The sequence below is a fragment of the Burkholderia sp. F1 genome (genome assembly GCF_050813845.1).
Classification (GTDB): Bacteria; Pseudomonadota; Gammaproteobacteria; order Burkholderiales; family Burkholderiaceae; genus Burkholderia; species Burkholderia ubonensis.
Genome location: NZ_CP172422.1, coordinates 2,585,511 through 2,599,541, shown reverse-complemented (window position 1 = coordinate 2,599,541; position 14,031 = coordinate 2,585,511). Strand labels below are relative to the sequence as shown.

Genomic DNA, 14,031 nt, shown 5'->3' with positions numbered 1-14,031 from the left:
CGCATGCGTGTGGGCTGCCGTTTGCGGCTGTCGGTCATTCCACTGGTGGGAGAGTTCCGATAGACAAAACTATATCGTGCCGCATGATCGCATCCAGCTGGCCAAGATAGTCGGTGGAATTATTGCGAAAACATAAATATCGCTGACGTGAATCGAGCGTTGCGGTTTTCGAACGACAGTGCTAAATTTTTTCGACAGCACTTCTAGCCGCAAAGCCAATCCATAAGTTTCGCCAGACGGAACTACTCGGCTGCACGCCACTGTGCCGCCCGACAGGAGACAAGTGATGGAACATGCCCCGATCGAGCGCATGCATGCCGACCTGTATGCCCGTAGCGCGCGATGCGAGCGACGGTTTGCGGCGATTCAGGCACGCCAGGAGGCCTCGCAATGAGCCTGCTGATGTCGCGGCGCGATCTCGCGTTCCTGCTGTACGAATGGCTCGATGCGGAAGCGCTCGCGGCGTTGCCGTGCTACGCGGAGCACAGTCGCGAGACCTTCGATGCGGTGCTCGACACCAGCGAGCGGATCGCGGCCGACCTGTTCGCGCCGCACGCGGCGCGCGGCGATCGCGAGGAACCGCATTTCGATGGAGAGCGCGTCACGCTGATTCCCGAAGTCGAGCCGGCCGTGCGCGCATTTGCAGCCGCCGGCCTGATCGCCGCGGGCCATGACGAAGCGCTCGGCGGCATGCGGCTGCCGAAGCTCGTCGAAGCGGCGTCGTTCCTGTTCTTCCAGGCCGCGAACATCGCGACGTCGGCCTATCCGTTCCTGACCGCCGCCAATGCGAACCTGCTCGTCGCGCACGGCAGCCCCGCGCAGATCGACGCGTTCGCGCGCCCCGAGCTGGACGGGCGCTTCTCCGGCACGATGTGCCTGTCCGAACCGCAGGCGGGGTCGTCGCTGTCCGACATCGCGACGCGCGCGGACTTCGAGTGCGAATCGCCGCTCGGCCCGCGCTACCGGCTCACCGGCAACAAGATGTGGATCTCGGGCGGCGAGCACGAACTGACAGAGAACATCGTCCACCTGGTGCTCGCGAAGATCCCCGACGAACATGGCCGGCTGATGCCCGGCACGCGCGGCATCTCGCTCTTCATCGTGCCCAAGTATCTGCCGGGCGCTGGCGACGCGCGCGGCGAGCGCAACGACGTGGTGCTCGCGGGGCTGAACCACAAGATGGGCTATCGCGGCACGACCAACTGCCTGCTGAACTTCGGTGAAGGCACCCGGTATCGCCCGGAGGGGCGCGCGGGCGCGATCGGCTATCTGGTCGGCGCGCCGAATCACGGCCTCGCGTATATGTTCCACATGATGAACGAGGCGCGCATCGGTGTCGGCGCGGGCGCGGTGGCGCTCGGCTACACGGGCTACCTGCATGCGCTCGACTATGCACGCAACCGGCCGCAAGGGCGTCCGCTCGGACCGGCCGGCAAGGATGCCGCCGCGCCGCAGGCGGCGATCGTCGCGCATCCGGACGTGCGCCGGATGCTGCTCGCGCAGAAGGCCTATGTCGAAGGCGGCCTTGCGCTGGTTCTGTACTGCGCACGGCTCGTCGACGATGGGCGCGCGCATGGCGATGCGGATGCCCGTGCCGAAGCTGGGCGTCTGCTCGACATCCTGACGCCGATCGCGAAGAGCTGGCCGTCGCAGTGGTGCGTCGCCGCGAACGACCTCGCGATCCAGGTGCACGGCGGCTACGGCTACACGCGCGACTACGCGGTCGAGCGGCTCTATCGCGACAATCGTCTCAATCCGATCCACGAAGGCACGCACGGCATCCAGGCGCTCGACCTGCTGGGCCGCAAGGTCGTGCAGGACGACGGCGCCGCGCTGCGCGTGCTCGACGCGCGTATCGCGGCGACTGTCGCCCGCGCGCGGGTGACGGACGGCGACGCGCGTGCGCAGGCCGATGCGCTGGTGCGGCGCTGGGCCAGGCTCTGCGCCGTCACGCATCAGCTGGGCGCGCTCGGCGATCCGCAGGTGCGGCTCGCGAATGCGAGCGTCTATCTGGAGGCGTTCGGCCATCTCGTCGTCGCGTGGCTGTGGCTCGACGTGACGCTTGCCGCGCACGGACGCAACGGCGACTTCCACGACGGCAAGCGTGCCGCCGCCCGCTATTTCTTCCGCTGGGAATTGCCGAAGGTGGACGCACAGCTCGATCTGCTCGCGCGTGTCGACACGACGACGCTCGACATGCGCGATGAGTGGTTCTGAGCGCGCGCCGATGCCGGCGCGTCGACTAGAAATGGCCGCCGACGCGCGCGAACACTTCGTCGCGCAGCGCGACGAGCCGAGGGCCGAAATCGTCGATCAGGCGCGCGCGCGTGACGGTCGACACGCGGCCGCTGCAGCTGAAGGCGAGGATGCGCGAGCGATCGGCCGACACCATCGGCACGCCGACCGCGAACAGGTCGGGCATCCAGTCGCCGAGCGACAGGCAGAAACCGAGCTTTTCGTAGTCCTCGCGTGCGGCGACGATCCCGGCCTCGAGTTGCGGCCACTGGTCCGGCGGGCTGCTCGCGCGGGTGGTTCGCAGATAGCGCTCGAACAGCTCGCCCGGCAGCGCCGCGAGATGCGCGCGGCCGAGCGCGGTCGCGCCGTGCGGAACGCGCGAGCCGGGTTCGAACCGCAGCTGGAACAGCGGATCGCCCTGGCACACGTCGAGCAGGATCATCTGCTTGCCGTCGAACTCGCCGAGCATCGCTGCCGCTTGCGTGTACTCCGCATAGGACTGCAGGAACGGGCGCGCGATGTCGACGACCTCGTTGCTCTGCAGGAACGCGTGCCCGAGATTCAGCACGCCGATGCCGAGCGAATATTTCTCCAGTTCCGCCGAGTAATGCAGGTAGCCGAGTTGCGTGAGCGTGAACGTGACGCGCGACACGGTCGGCTTCGGCAGGTGCGTGCGCCGTGCGATGTCCTGGTTGCCGAGAAAGCGCTCGCCGCGCGTGAAGCAACGCAGCACCGCCATCCCGCGCGCGAGCGCGGTGATGAATTGCGGATGGTCTTCGTTGGGGGCGGACAGCAGCGTGATGGCGTCGCGCTTCGGATTACCCATGCGTGTGCGGTGCGGGATGGAGGTGGCCCGGCATGGCCGGCGAGTGCCGGGCGGCAGGCTGCGAGGATTCTACCGGAAAGCGTCCGGCACGCGCGCGGGCGCCGCGTCCGCGCTGCGATTGATCGCGCCCGCCACTGATACAGGAGCCGAACCATGCCCATCGAAAGGTCGCCGAACTGGCCGGCGCATCTGCCCGGCCATCTGACGTTGCCGGAAACGAACCTGTTCCACAACGCGGAGGTGGCGGCGGCACGCTATCCCGGCAAGCCGTTCATCGTCTTCTACGACACGGCGGTCACCTTCGCGGAGTTCAAGGACGAGGCCGAGCGCATCGCGGGTTTCCTGCAGCAACGCTACGGCGTGCGCACGGGCGACCGAGTGCTGCTGTACATGCAGAACAGCCCGCAATGGATGATCGCCTACTACGGCATCCTGCGCGCCGGCGCAGTGGTCGTGCCGATCAATCCGATGAACCTGACGGACGAACTGCAGCATTACGTCGAGGACAGCGGTGCGCGCGTGATGTTCGCCGCGCAGGACCTGTATCCGCGCGTGCGGCCGCTCGTCGGCGCGAGTGGGCTCGAACACGTCGTCGTCGCGACCTACAGCGATTACCTCAAGCGGCCGCCGGGCCTCACGCCGCCGGATTGCATCACGGCGCCGCGGAACGCGAGCGGTCCCGGCGTGACGCACTGGCGCGACGTACTGGCCGCGCAGCTCGCGCCGGGGCCGCTCACGACCGGGCCGGACGACCTGTGCGTGATGCCCTATACGTCGGGCACGACCGGCAAGCCGAAGGGCTGCATGCATACGCATCGCAGCGTGATGTGCACGGCCGTGGGCGGCGTTCAGTGGTTCGGCTGCACGCAGGACGCGACCATGCTGTCGGTGCTGCCGCTGTTCCACGTGACCGGCATGCAGGGCGGCATGAACGCGCCGCTGTACAGCGGCGCGACGGTCGTCGTGCTGCCGCGCTGGGACCGCGACGCGGCCGCGTGGGCGATCGAGCGCTACCGCGTGACCAACTGGCAGTCGATCTCGACGATGGCAGTCGATTTCCTGTGGAACCCGCGGCTCGACGAATTCGACCTGTCGAGCCTGCGCTGGATGAGCGGCGGCGGCGCGGCGATGCCGGACGCAGTCGCGCAGCGACTCGCGGAGCGCATCGGTATCGACTACATCGAAGGCTACGGGCTGTCGGAGACGATCGCGGCTACCCATATCAATCCGCCGCAGCGGCCGAAGCGGCAATGCCTCGGCATCCCCGTGTTCGACGTCGACGCGCGGGTCGTCGATCCCGTCACGTTCGACACGATGCCGCGCGGAGAGACGGGCGAGATCATCGTGCACGGCCCGCAGGTGATGCGCGGCTACTGGGGGCGCCCCGACGCGACACGCGACGCGTTCGTCGAGATCGACGGGAAAGTATTCCTGCGCACCGGCGATCTCGGCTACATGGACGAGGACGGCTACTTCTTCATGGTGGACCGCCTCAAGCGGATGATCAACGCGTCCGGCTACAAGGTGTGGCCGGCGGAGGTGGAGGCGATCCTGTACGGCCATCCGGAAATCCAGGAGGTCTGCGTGATCGGCTCGATCGACCCGTATCGCGGCGAGACGGTCAAGGCGGTCGTCGTGGCGGACCCGGCGCGGCGCGGGTTGCTGACCGAAGACGCGATCGTCGCGTGGGCGCGCGAGCACATGGCGTCATACAAGGCGCCGCGCATCGTCGAATTCGTGGACGCGCTGCCGAAGTCGGGCACCGGCAAGATCCAGTGGCGCCAGTTGCAGGAACAGGAAGCGGCTCGCCAGGCCGCGCAAGGAGAGAGGAAAGCATGAAAGCTCTGTTGTGTACCGCATTCGGTCCGATCGACCGCTTGCGGATCGAGGATGTGGCGATTCCCGAACCGGCCGCGGGCCAGGTGCGGATTCGCGTGAAGGCGGCGTCGCTCAATTTCCCCGATGCGCTGATCGTGCAGGGGCTGTACCAGGCGAAGCCGGCGCTGCCGTTCTCGCCCGGCGCGGAACTGGCCGGCGTGATCGACGCGGTCGGCGACGGCGTGACCGCGTGGCGGCCCGGCGACGCGGTGATCGCGTCGACCGGCCACGGCGGCTTCGCGCAACAATGCGTGGCCGACGCGCGCCAGATCACCGCGCTGCCGCCGGGGATGGCGTTCGAGCAGGGCGCGGCGTTCGTGCTGACCTACGGCACGTCGCTGCACGCGCTGCAGCAGCGCGCGCGCCTGCAGCCCGGCGAGACGCTGCTCGTGCTGGGCGCGGCGGGCGGCGTCGGGCTCGCGGCGATCGAGATCGCGAAGGCGTTCGGCGCGCGCGTCATCGCGGCGGCATCGACGGCCGACAAGCTGGCGCTGTGCCGCGAGGCCGGCGCCGACGAGACGATCGACTACGCGACCGAGGACTTGCGTCGCCGCGTGGACGAGCTGACCGGCGGGCGCGGCGCCGACGTCGTCTACGATCCGGTGGGCGGCGCGTACAGCGAGGCGGCGCTGCGCGCGACCGCGTGGCGCGGCCGGTATCTCGTGGTCGGTTTCGCCGCCGGCGAGATTCCGAAGATCGCGCTGAACCTGGCGCTGCTCAAGGAGCGCGACATCCTCGGCGTGTTCTGGGGCGACGCGGTGCGCCGCGATCCGGCGCAGCATGCGGCCAATATGCGCCTGCTCGCCGAATGGTTCGCGGCGGGCAAGGTGCGGCCCGTGATCACCGAGCGCGTGCCGCTCTCTGGCGCGGCCGACGCGATTGCCCGGATGGCGAATCGGCAGGTCAAGGGCAAGGTGGTGATACTGCCGGACGCGTGATCCGGCTTCGTCGCGCGGCTGGATGATCCGTGCCGCGCGACGCGGGCTTACGGCGACGTCTCTGCGCTGACGTGAATGCATAGAAATACTAATCATGGTCGACGCGAGCGCGTGAATCGCCGACAATTGCAGTCGGACCCGGAATCGGGTCTATCGCACATTGACAGGCCGACAAGAGAGCTGGCGGATGAAACTGACATACGCAGATACGACGCGCGACGATGCCGAGACGCTGGTGCACATGCGGATCGCCGCAATGCGCGAAAGCCTGGAGCGGGTCGGCCGGTTCGATCCACAGCGTGCGAGGGCGCGTTTCCTGTCGTCCTTCGATCCCGCATGCTGCTGGTTCATCGTCGCAAACGGCGTAACCGTCGGCTTCCTTCTGGTGAGGCCGGTCGATGCGCATCTGGTGCTCGAACACCTGTACATACTGCCCGCGTATCAGGGAAGGGGAATCGGCTCGGCCGTGCTCGCGTCGATCTTCGCCGACGCAGATTCGCGAGCGCTGCCGGTCAAGGTCGGCGCGCTACGCGGCAGCGATTCGAACCGCTTTTACCAGCGGCATGGCTTCGTGAAAATCGAAGAGGCGGAATGGGATATCTACTACGTCAGAGCGCCCGACTGAACGCAGCGTGGCTCCTTTACTTTTGCACAAGAATTGCACTATAAAGAACATTGCTTTGATTTCAGATCAACAATGAAAGTCACGCTAGACGAACTCCAGGCATTCGCGACCGTGGTCGACACCGGATCGATCACGTCGGCCGCGCAGCAGCTCGACCTCACCGTGTCGGCGACGAGCCGCACGCTCGCGCGGCTCGAGGAAAAGCTGAAGACCACGCTGCTGCGCCGGACCACGCGGCGGCTCGAACTGACCGAGGAGGGGCAGGCGTTCCTGCAGAATGCGCGCGCGATCATCGAATCGGTCGAGAGCGCCGAAGAGCAGATGACGGCGCGGCGCGAGAAGCCGTCGGGGCGCTTGCGGGTCGATGCCGCGTCGCCGTTCATGCTGCACGTGATCGTGCCGCTCGTGCGCGGCTATCGCGAGCGGTTTCCGCAGGTCGAGCTGGAGCTGAACAGCAACGAAGGGATCATCGACCTGCTCGAAAAGCGCACCGACGTCGCGATCCGGATCGGCCGGCTCAAGGATTCGACGCTGCACAGCCGGCACCTCGGCAACAGCCGGTTGCGCCTGCTTGCGAGCCCGGCCTATCTCGATGCGCACGGACACCCGCGCAAGGTCGAGGATCTCGCGAAGCATGCGCTGCTGGGCTTCAATCAGCCGGAGTCGCTGAACGTGTGGCCGATCCTCGGCCCGGACGGCGAGCCGTATCGGATCGCGCCGGCGATCTGGTCGTCGAGCGGCGAGACGCTCAGGCAACTCGCGCTCGACGGTGCGGGCATCGTCTGCCTGTCGGACTTCATGACCGTCCACGATCGCGAAGCGGGGCGGCTCGTGCAGCTCCTCGCGCGCCAGACGCAGGACGTACGGCAGCCGGTGAATGCGGTCTATTACCGGAACACGGCGATTTCGTCGCGGATCGCGTCGTTCGTCGATTACCTGATCGACGCGATCGACGCGATCGACGCCAACGGGGCGACGCGGCAGCCGTCCGGATGGGCGACACGTCCGTAAGCCGGCGGGTGCGGGAAACGATGCCGCGCGGGCTTACCGCTGGGGCTTCTACGCTGTGTTTGGTACGGTGAAGATCACGCGTGTGCGATGAATCTTGTGCCCACTATGGTCAGCAAGCCTCCCCGATGATGCGGAAGACCACTGGTTGGTTGTCGTTCGCTCTTTGACAGCTCGCGCGCTGCACCTGGCCGTGCGCGTGGTCTTGTTTTACCTTGCGTTGCACATCCTGCTTGCATTTGGAACGTTGTCGACCTTGATCGTCGCCGGGTGTTCACGCAAAGCGGTAATGCGCGTCAGCGCTTCGACGACATGCTCTCCCTTCAAACTCTGACCGATCTCGATAGCCAGTCACTCTCTCGTGTAATTGTCGACGATGGTCAAAGCACGAAGCCGCCGTCCATCGAACAACGCAGGTCTTCGTCAGACTCGTTCGATAGCGATCACGCAATTCATCGATCAACATGCGCCAACGGGCAGACTTCTTCGACCTTCGTGCCCAACTCCGCTTGCTTCAGTGCAAATGCGATCTGCTCTTCCGTAAACTTGCTCGTCTTTATGGCATGGCCTTCGTGTCCGATTGGACACGTCATGCCGAATTTATCGACTTTTGAACCGGACTATTTCTTGGGTCAGGGCCACGACTAGGCACATCGCGACGGGTGACGTATTTCGGGTAGACTACGCGCCATGAAAAAAAAGAACCAAATGCCCCCGGGGGATGCACCGGCATTTTTCTCGAATATCCAGGGTCTTCGTGGCGTGGCTGCGCTGATGGTGATGTTCTTTCATATGGTGCCCATAGAAACCAAGTATTTTGGCTCTCATTGGATTCCAGGCTATTTCGCCCATTACGGAATGGCTGGAGTCGACCTTTTTTTCGTGATCAGTGGCTTTGTGATGGTTCAGGCCGCTGGTCACGATTTCGGGAACCAAGGGGCGGCGATCCGTTTCTTTGCACGCCGTGTTGTGCGGATCTATCCGGTCTACTGGGTGTATTCGGCTGCCATGTTGGCTATCTTGCTGGCGTTCCCGGCACTGGTCAGGAGCATGGACGTCGCTCATGTGGATGTTTTGGCTTCGTTCACGCTGATGCCGACAGCCGGTGAGCGATTACTGCCACAGGCTTGGACACTGACGTACGAGGTCTACTTCTACGTCGGTTTTGCCTGTCTGATCAGGTTATGCAGCGTCCGTGCGGTGCCGCTGGCATTATTCGGCTGGTGCTTTGTCATCCTCATTGCGCGCGCAATTCCAGGTCTATCGAAAGGACTTTGGCTCGGTTTGCTGACGGACCCGATCGTTCTTGAGTTCATTTCGGGAGCATTGGCTGCGTTTGCCGTACGAACGGCACGGGTTCGTTTCGGCTGGGGACTCATCGTTTGCGGCATTGCTTGGTTTGCGATTCCTTCGTTCTTCGAGAATCCGTTGACCGAATCTGACGTGGGCGAATGGCGCATGGTCCTGTTCGGCGCACCTTCAGTGTTGCTGGTTTTGGGGGCTGCGCTGGTTGAAAAGCATGGCGATATTCGGGTGCCCAAGTGGCTTCGCAAGATTGGGGATGCCTCCTACACCCTTTACCTGACGCACATTGTGTTGGCCTCTATCTTTGCACGACTGATTGCGCACATTTTGGTGCCCGGCCACCTGAGCTTGCTCGCCACGCTTTTGTGCGCGATTGGCGTCGTGTGCCTTGCAGTCGTGGCGTATCACCTGCTGGAGAACCCGTTGCATCGACTGTCGAGGCGAATGCTGCCTAAAGTGCAGCATTCGCCAAGTTTCCTGCCCACAATACAGTGATCGCCACCCGAGGAATCGGCGTTTCGGCAAAATCCTTCATCCATCTGCCGCCCGCAGGAACGGCACATCGGATCGCGAGGCATGGACCGTTCGATTACTTCTGCCATTCACCAAAGAGTAGGCAGAGACGAGGGAAATGGTGAACTGCACCCCGCATAGTTGGACAGTTGAAGGCTAGGCACCCGAGGGCTGTGAACCGCTGAACCGGCTGATCAACGCGCAGGCGTACCAGGTCTCGTTCAACGATGTCGCGTTCGCGCGCGGCTGGATCTACCTGGTCGTGATCGCGGTCGTCTGACCGTCGAAGCCGCCGTTCGGGCCGCGCGGCGCGCCGGCTGCCGCGAAACGATGAGCATTGGGCGACCCGATGGTTCGCCGGCGACGCATGCGCTTGCCGTCGCCAAACCCCTTCTCTGTTCCAGAAGCGTTTCCTCGACTACATGAAGCAGAGCATGCCCGAGTCGATGGCCGTCGCGTGACGGGCGCGCGACGGTCCGCCGCGACGCGCTTCCGAAACGATTTCCCCGGTACCGCGTTTCAACTCTGAAACATTCCCTCCCTCCGGACCCCCGCGTTCCCCGGCGTCCGATCACGGAGGCCCGCCAGGCATGGCGCTGCGCCAGATGGTGCGTTCCTTGCGTATATGCGGGTGCCGCCAGCGTGCATGTCGACCGAACCGGATCGACGATCGCAAGCCGGTGGTCAGGGAGCACTTCTAATCGGGGACAAGATAATGAAAAAAGATCGAATCACAAGTCACTGCGTTGCAAGCATGAATCGCCGAAAACCTCGGGTGCCCGTGTCGCTTCTGGCCGAAGTGACCTGATCACGCTCGGCACCGAATCCCGTCCGACAATCCGCGTCCGTTTCATCCGTTCGTCACACGCATGCGTCGCGCGCATGACCACCCGGTCAGGCGCAAATCGCCGGCGTTGACGGACATCGAAGCAGGCGCCGGCAGGCGGACGGCCAACCACGAAATTTGATTTGTCATCCTGATGAACTGGGTGTGGGTTCCGCATGCTGTGCGCCATGGCGGCGGGCGGCGTGGCAGACCCGAACCGGCATCGAGCGCGACGACCGGGCGGTGTGATTCAAAACCGAAACCGAACGCGCCTGGCGAAGGGAGGCACCTTGCAAGACACCGGGAGACGACAACCGGAGCGAGTAGGGAGGGTAGACAGCGTGCGGCGACGCGCATGACACGCAAGGATTGGCGTTGACCGGGGATCATCCGCCGGGCATGGCTTCGCGGATGTAACAACGCCAGGTTTCCAGTTGATCCACAACCCCGATGGATCAATTGTTCAAGCGCCCATCACCCTTTGGAGGATGGGCGCCTTTTTTTGGGGCGGGCGGTTCGGGCATGCCGCGGACCGCCGGCACGGAACGTGTCGCGGTTCGGTATCATGTGCGGACATGCAGGCCCGCCGGTTCGCGTTCCCGGCCGGCCGATCCCGCCCGCTCACCGTCGCCGTCATGACCGATCCCGCCGCGCCCGGCCCGTCTTCCGCCGTTTCCATCGATCCCGCCGCGCTCGATGCGCTCCACGCGTTCGTCGAGCGTCATCCGCGCCTGCTCGTGCTGACGGGCGCGGGCATCAGCACGGATTCCGGCATTCCCGGCTATCGCGACCGCAACGGACAGTGGATGCGATCGGCGCCGATCCAGCTTCACGAGTTCCTCGGTTCCGACGCCGCGCGGCGGCGCTACTGGGCGCGCAGCATGATCGGCTGGCCGGTCGTCGGCAGCGCGCGGCCGAACCGGTCGCACGCCGCGCTCGCGCGGCTCGGCGCGGCCGGCCGGATCGAGCGTCTCGTCACGCAGAACGTCGACGGCCTGCATCAGCGCGCGGGCAGCACGGACGTGATCGAACTGCACGGCGGCATCAACGGCGTGACCTGTCTCGATTGCGGCGCACACCATGCGCGGGCCGCGATCCAGGCCGTGCTCGAAGCGGAGAACCCCGAGCTGCTGGGCGCGCAGGCGCAGCCCGCCGCCGACGGCGATGCGCATCTGGAATGGCACGCGCTCGACACCTTCCGCATTCCGGGCTGTCCGGCGTGCGGCGGCCTGCTCAAGCCGGCGGTCGTGTTCTTCGGCGAGAACGTGCCGCGCGAGCGCGTCGCCGCGGCGGCCGCGGCGCTCGACGCGGCGGATGCGCTGCTGGTCGTCGGATCGTCGCTGATGGTGTATTCCGGCTACCGTTTCTGCGTATGGGCGCAGGCGCAGCACAAGCCGGTCGCGGCGCTCAATCTCGGCCACACGCGCGCCGATCCGATGCTGACGCTGAAGGTCGAGGCGCCGTGTGCGCCCGCGCTCGACGCGCTGAACGCGCGGCTGGGCATTGCCGATTCCGAAACGGAGTGTTGCGCACCATGACCGGCACGACCCCTGACGATCCGTCGCTGCGGCTTTCCGCGCCTGCGGCCGAGCGCAACCGCGGGCCGATCCTCGACGTGCTGCGCCGCGTGCTGCCGGCCAGCGGCGACGTGCTCGAAATTGCCAGCGGCACCGGCCAGCACGTCGTGCATTTCGCGGCCGGCCTGCCTGGGCTGCGGTGGCACCCGAGCGATCCCGACGCGCAGGCGCGGCGCTCGATCGCCGCGTGGATCGCGCAGGCGGGGCTGCCGAACGTCGACGCGCCGCTCGCGTTCGACGTGCGCGACGCGGCGTGGCCGTTCGCGGCGCTCGACGCGATCGTCTGCATCAACATGATTCACATCGCGCCGTGGGCGTGCGCCGAAGCGCTGTTCGCCGGCGCGTCGCGCGTACTGCGGCCGGGCGGCGTGCTGGTCCTGTACGGCCCGTATCGCCGCGAAGGCCGACACACCGCGCCGTCGAACGCGGCGTTCGACGCGCAGCTCAGAAGCCGCGACCCGTCGTGGGGCGTGCGCGATCTCGAGACGGTCGTCGCGCTCGGCCTCGATCGCGGGCTCGACTGCATCGAAGTCGTCGAGATGCCCGCCAACAACCTGAGCGTCGTGTTCCGGCGTCTGCCGCACGCCGACCAATGACACTTGCCCGCGCATCGCGGCCGGGTTTCCCTTATCCTTTCGCCTGTGCGCGCGGCCCCGGTCGGGTCGCGCCCTGTTTTTTCCGGAGAATTGACTAATGGGCAAACAAGCAATCGGTGTGATCGGACTCGCGGTGATGGGCCGCAATCTCGCACTCAATATCGAGAGCCGCGGCTACGCGGTATCGGTGTACAACCGCAGCCGCGAGAAGACCGACGAACTGATCGCCGAATTCCCCGGCCGCAATCTGGTGCCGACCTACACGCTCGAGGAATTCGTCGCGTCGCTCGAAACGCCGCGCCGGATCCTGATGATGGTGAAGGCGGGCGCCGCGACCGACGCGACGATCGCCGCGCTCAAGCCGCTGCTCGAGAAGGGCGACGTGCTGATCGACGGCGGCAACACGCACTTTACCGACACGATCCGCCGTAACCAGGAACTCGCGCAATCGGGCCTGCATTTCATCGGCACGGGCGTGTCGGGCGGCGAAGAGGGCGCGCTGCGCGGCCCGTCGATCATGCCTGGCGGCCAGCGCGACGCGTACGACCTCGTCGAGCCGATCCTCAAGCAGATCGCCGCGAAGGCGCCGTCGGACGGCGAGCCGTGCGTCGCGTACATGGGGCCGGACGGCGCGGGCCACTACGTGAAGATGGTCCACAACGGGATCGAATACGGCGACATGCAGCTGATCGCCGAGAGCTACGCGGTGCTGAAGGACGTCGCCGGCCTCACGAACGACGAGCTGGGCGCGGTCTACACCGACTGGAACCAGGGCGAGCTGGACAGCTACCTGATGGAGATCACGTCGAAGATCTTCGGCAAGAAGGACGACGAAACCGGCAAGCATCTGGTCGACGTGATCCTCGATCGCGCGGCGCAGAAGGGCACCGGCAAGTGGACGAGCCAGAACGCGCTGGATCTCGGCGTGCCGCTGCCGCTGATCACCGAGTCGGTGTTCGCGCGCGTGCTGTCGTCGCTGAAGACGGAGCGCGTGGCGGCCAGCAAGGTGCTGTCGGGCCCGTCCGCGACGCCGCTGCAAGGCGATCGCGCAGCGTTCGTCGAGGCCGTGCGCCGTGCGCTGTACCTGAGCAAGGTGATCTCGTACGCGCAAGGCTTCGCGCAGATGCGCACCGCGTCGGAGGAATACGGCTGGAACCTGGATCTGGGCACCATCGCGAAGATCTTCCGCGCGGGCTGCATCATCCGCGCGCGCTTCCTGCAGAAGATTACGGATGCGTATGCGAAGGATCCGGCGCTCGCGAACCTGCTGCTCGATCCGTACTTCCAGGACATCGCCGCGAACTACCAGGCGTCGCTGCGCGAGGTCGTGATCGCGGCGGTGAAGGCCGGGGTGCCGGTGCCGGCGTTCGCGTCGGCGGTCGCGTACTTCGACAGCTACCGCTCGGAACGCCTGCCGGCGAACCTTGTGCAGGCGCAGCGCGACTTCTTCGGCGCGCATACGTTCGAGCGCACCGACAAGCCGGGCAGCTTCCACGCGAACTGGTCGTAACGGACCCGCGAGGGCGGCAATTGTTGCGAAAACCTATCGTATCGATAGGGTCTTTTCGCACCAGATCGTGACATTGTTGGTTTTGGCGAAACAGTGTTTTCGAGGTTTCATGGTTTTCCCTAAGTGATCTCGGGACTAGACTCTGTTCCATCGCTGCAGACATGGTGTGTGCGGCGGAGCAAAAAATCACGGAG

10 protein-coding genes and 1 pseudogene are annotated in these 14,031 nt (G+C 65.6%); 9 read left to right on the top strand and 2 right to left on the bottom strand.

The genetic code is table 11. The annotated features are described in order from the left end of the window. Positions 1-390 precede the first annotated feature (390 nt). The gene (locus tag ACFIMZ_RS30125) at positions 391-2,217 is read left to right on the top strand and encodes an acyl-CoA dehydrogenase (protein ID WP_431823103.1); all 1,827 of its coding nucleotides are present in this window, start codon (positions 391-393) and stop codon (positions 2,215-2,217) included. A gap of 25 nt (positions 2,218-2,242) precedes the next feature. On the opposite strand, the gene ACFIMZ_RS30120 is transcribed toward ACFIMZ_RS30125, so the two are convergent. After that, positions 2,243-3,061, bottom strand: coding sequence for an IclR family transcriptional regulator (locus tag ACFIMZ_RS30120; RefSeq protein WP_431823102.1), 819 nt, complete (start codon positions 3,059-3,061; stop codon positions 2,243-2,245). A gap of 153 nt (positions 3,062-3,214) precedes the next feature. Here ACFIMZ_RS30120 and ACFIMZ_RS30115 point away from each other — a divergent pair, with 153 nt between their 5' ends. The 4 genes from ACFIMZ_RS30115 (at position 3,215) to ACFIMZ_RS30100 (ending at position 7,513) form a co-directional block, all read left to right on the top strand. Beyond that, positions 3,215-4,900 carry a long-chain fatty acid--CoA ligase gene (locus ACFIMZ_RS30115; protein WP_431823101.1) on the top strand — a complete coding sequence of 562 codons (1,686 nt, stop codon included), beginning with the start codon at positions 3,215-3,217 and terminating at the stop codon, positions 4,898-4,900. Then, positions 4,897-5,877, top strand: a complete 981-nt coding sequence (locus ACFIMZ_RS30110; protein ID WP_431823100.1) for an NADPH:quinone oxidoreductase family protein — start codon at positions 4,897-4,899, stop codon at positions 5,875-5,877. The genes ACFIMZ_RS30115 and ACFIMZ_RS30110 overlap by 4 nt, the downstream gene beginning before the upstream one ends. A gap of 187 nt (positions 5,878-6,064) precedes the next feature. Further along, positions 6,065-6,502, top strand: a complete 438-nt coding sequence (locus ACFIMZ_RS30105) for a GNAT family N-acetyltransferase (RefSeq protein ID WP_431825400.1) — start codon at positions 6,065-6,067, stop codon at positions 6,500-6,502. A gap of 72 nt (positions 6,503-6,574) precedes the next feature. Beyond that, positions 6,575-7,513: a LysR substrate-binding domain-containing protein gene (locus ACFIMZ_RS30100; RefSeq protein ID WP_431823099.1), complete on the top strand. Its 939-nt coding sequence runs from the start codon at positions 6,575-6,577 to the stop codon at positions 7,511-7,513. A 243-nt stretch (positions 7,514-7,756) separates the two neighbouring features. Here ACFIMZ_RS30100 and ACFIMZ_RS30095 read toward each other — a convergent pair. Continuing rightward, a pseudogene (locus ACFIMZ_RS30095) lies at positions 7,757-7,924 on the bottom strand (IS3 family transposase); the annotation flags it as partial. 276 nt (positions 7,925-8,200) lie between these two features. On the opposite strand from ACFIMZ_RS30095, the gene ACFIMZ_RS30090 reads away from it, so the two are divergent. The 4 genes from ACFIMZ_RS30090 to gndA all read left to right on the top strand — a co-directional run bounded on the left by ACFIMZ_RS30090 (position 8,201) and on the right by gndA (position 13,837). Next, a complete protein-coding gene (locus ACFIMZ_RS30090; RefSeq protein WP_431823098.1) occupies positions 8,201-9,310 on the top strand; it encodes an acyltransferase family protein in 1,110 nt (369 codons plus the stop codon). Between the two features lie 1,479 nt (positions 9,311-10,789). Continuing rightward, the gene (locus tag ACFIMZ_RS30085; RefSeq protein WP_431823097.1) at positions 10,790-11,692 is read left to right on the top strand and encodes an NAD-dependent protein deacetylase; all 903 of its coding nucleotides are present in this window, start codon (positions 10,790-10,792) and stop codon (positions 11,690-11,692) included. Further along, positions 11,689-12,327, top strand: coding sequence for a DUF938 domain-containing protein (locus tag ACFIMZ_RS30080; RefSeq protein WP_431823096.1), 639 nt, complete (start codon positions 11,689-11,691; stop codon positions 12,325-12,327). Before ACFIMZ_RS30085 ends, ACFIMZ_RS30080 begins: the two co-directional genes overlap by 4 nt. A gap of 97 nt (positions 12,328-12,424) precedes the next feature. After that, positions 12,425-13,837 carry an NADP-dependent phosphogluconate dehydrogenase gene (gndA, locus tag ACFIMZ_RS30075; RefSeq protein ID WP_431823095.1) on the top strand — a complete coding sequence of 471 codons (1,413 nt, stop codon included), beginning with the start codon at positions 12,425-12,427 and terminating at the stop codon, positions 13,835-13,837. The last annotated feature ends 194 nt before the right edge of the window (positions 13,838-14,031 follow it).

Excerpts from the sequence above, each read along its gene's own strand:
- ACFIMZ_RS30100 (WP_431823099.1), top strand. The coding sequence starts at position 6,575 with ATGAAAGTCACGCTAGACGAACTCCAGGCATTCGCGACCGTGGTCGAC.
- ACFIMZ_RS30090 (WP_431823098.1), top strand. The coding sequence starts at position 8,201 with ATGAAAAAAAAGAACCAAATGCCCCCGGGGGATGCACCGGCATTTTTC.
- gndA (WP_431823095.1), top strand. The coding sequence starts at position 12,425 with ATGGGCAAACAAGCAATCGGTGTGATCGGACTCGCGGTGATGGGCCGC.
- ACFIMZ_RS30085 (WP_431823097.1), top strand. The coding sequence starts at position 10,790 with ATGACCGATCCCGCCGCGCCCGGCCCGTCTTCCGCCGTTTCCATCGAT.
- ACFIMZ_RS30120 (WP_431823102.1), bottom strand. The coding sequence starts at position 3,061 with ATGGGTAATCCGAAGCGCGACGCCATCACGCTGCTGTCCGCCCCCAAC.
- ACFIMZ_RS30125 (WP_431823103.1), top strand. The coding sequence starts at position 391 with ATGAGCCTGCTGATGTCGCGGCGCGATCTCGCGTTCCTGCTGTACGAA.
- ACFIMZ_RS30115 (WP_431823101.1), top strand. The coding sequence starts at position 3,215 with ATGCCCATCGAAAGGTCGCCGAACTGGCCGGCGCATCTGCCCGGCCAT.
- ACFIMZ_RS30080 (WP_431823096.1), top strand. The coding sequence starts at position 11,689 with ATGACCGGCACGACCCCTGACGATCCGTCGCTGCGGCTTTCCGCGCCT.
- ACFIMZ_RS30105 (WP_431825400.1), top strand. The coding sequence starts at position 6,065 with ATGAAACTGACATACGCAGATACGACGCGCGACGATGCCGAGACGCTG.
- ACFIMZ_RS30110 (WP_431823100.1), top strand. The coding sequence starts at position 4,897 with ATGAAAGCTCTGTTGTGTACCGCATTCGGTCCGATCGACCGCTTGCGG.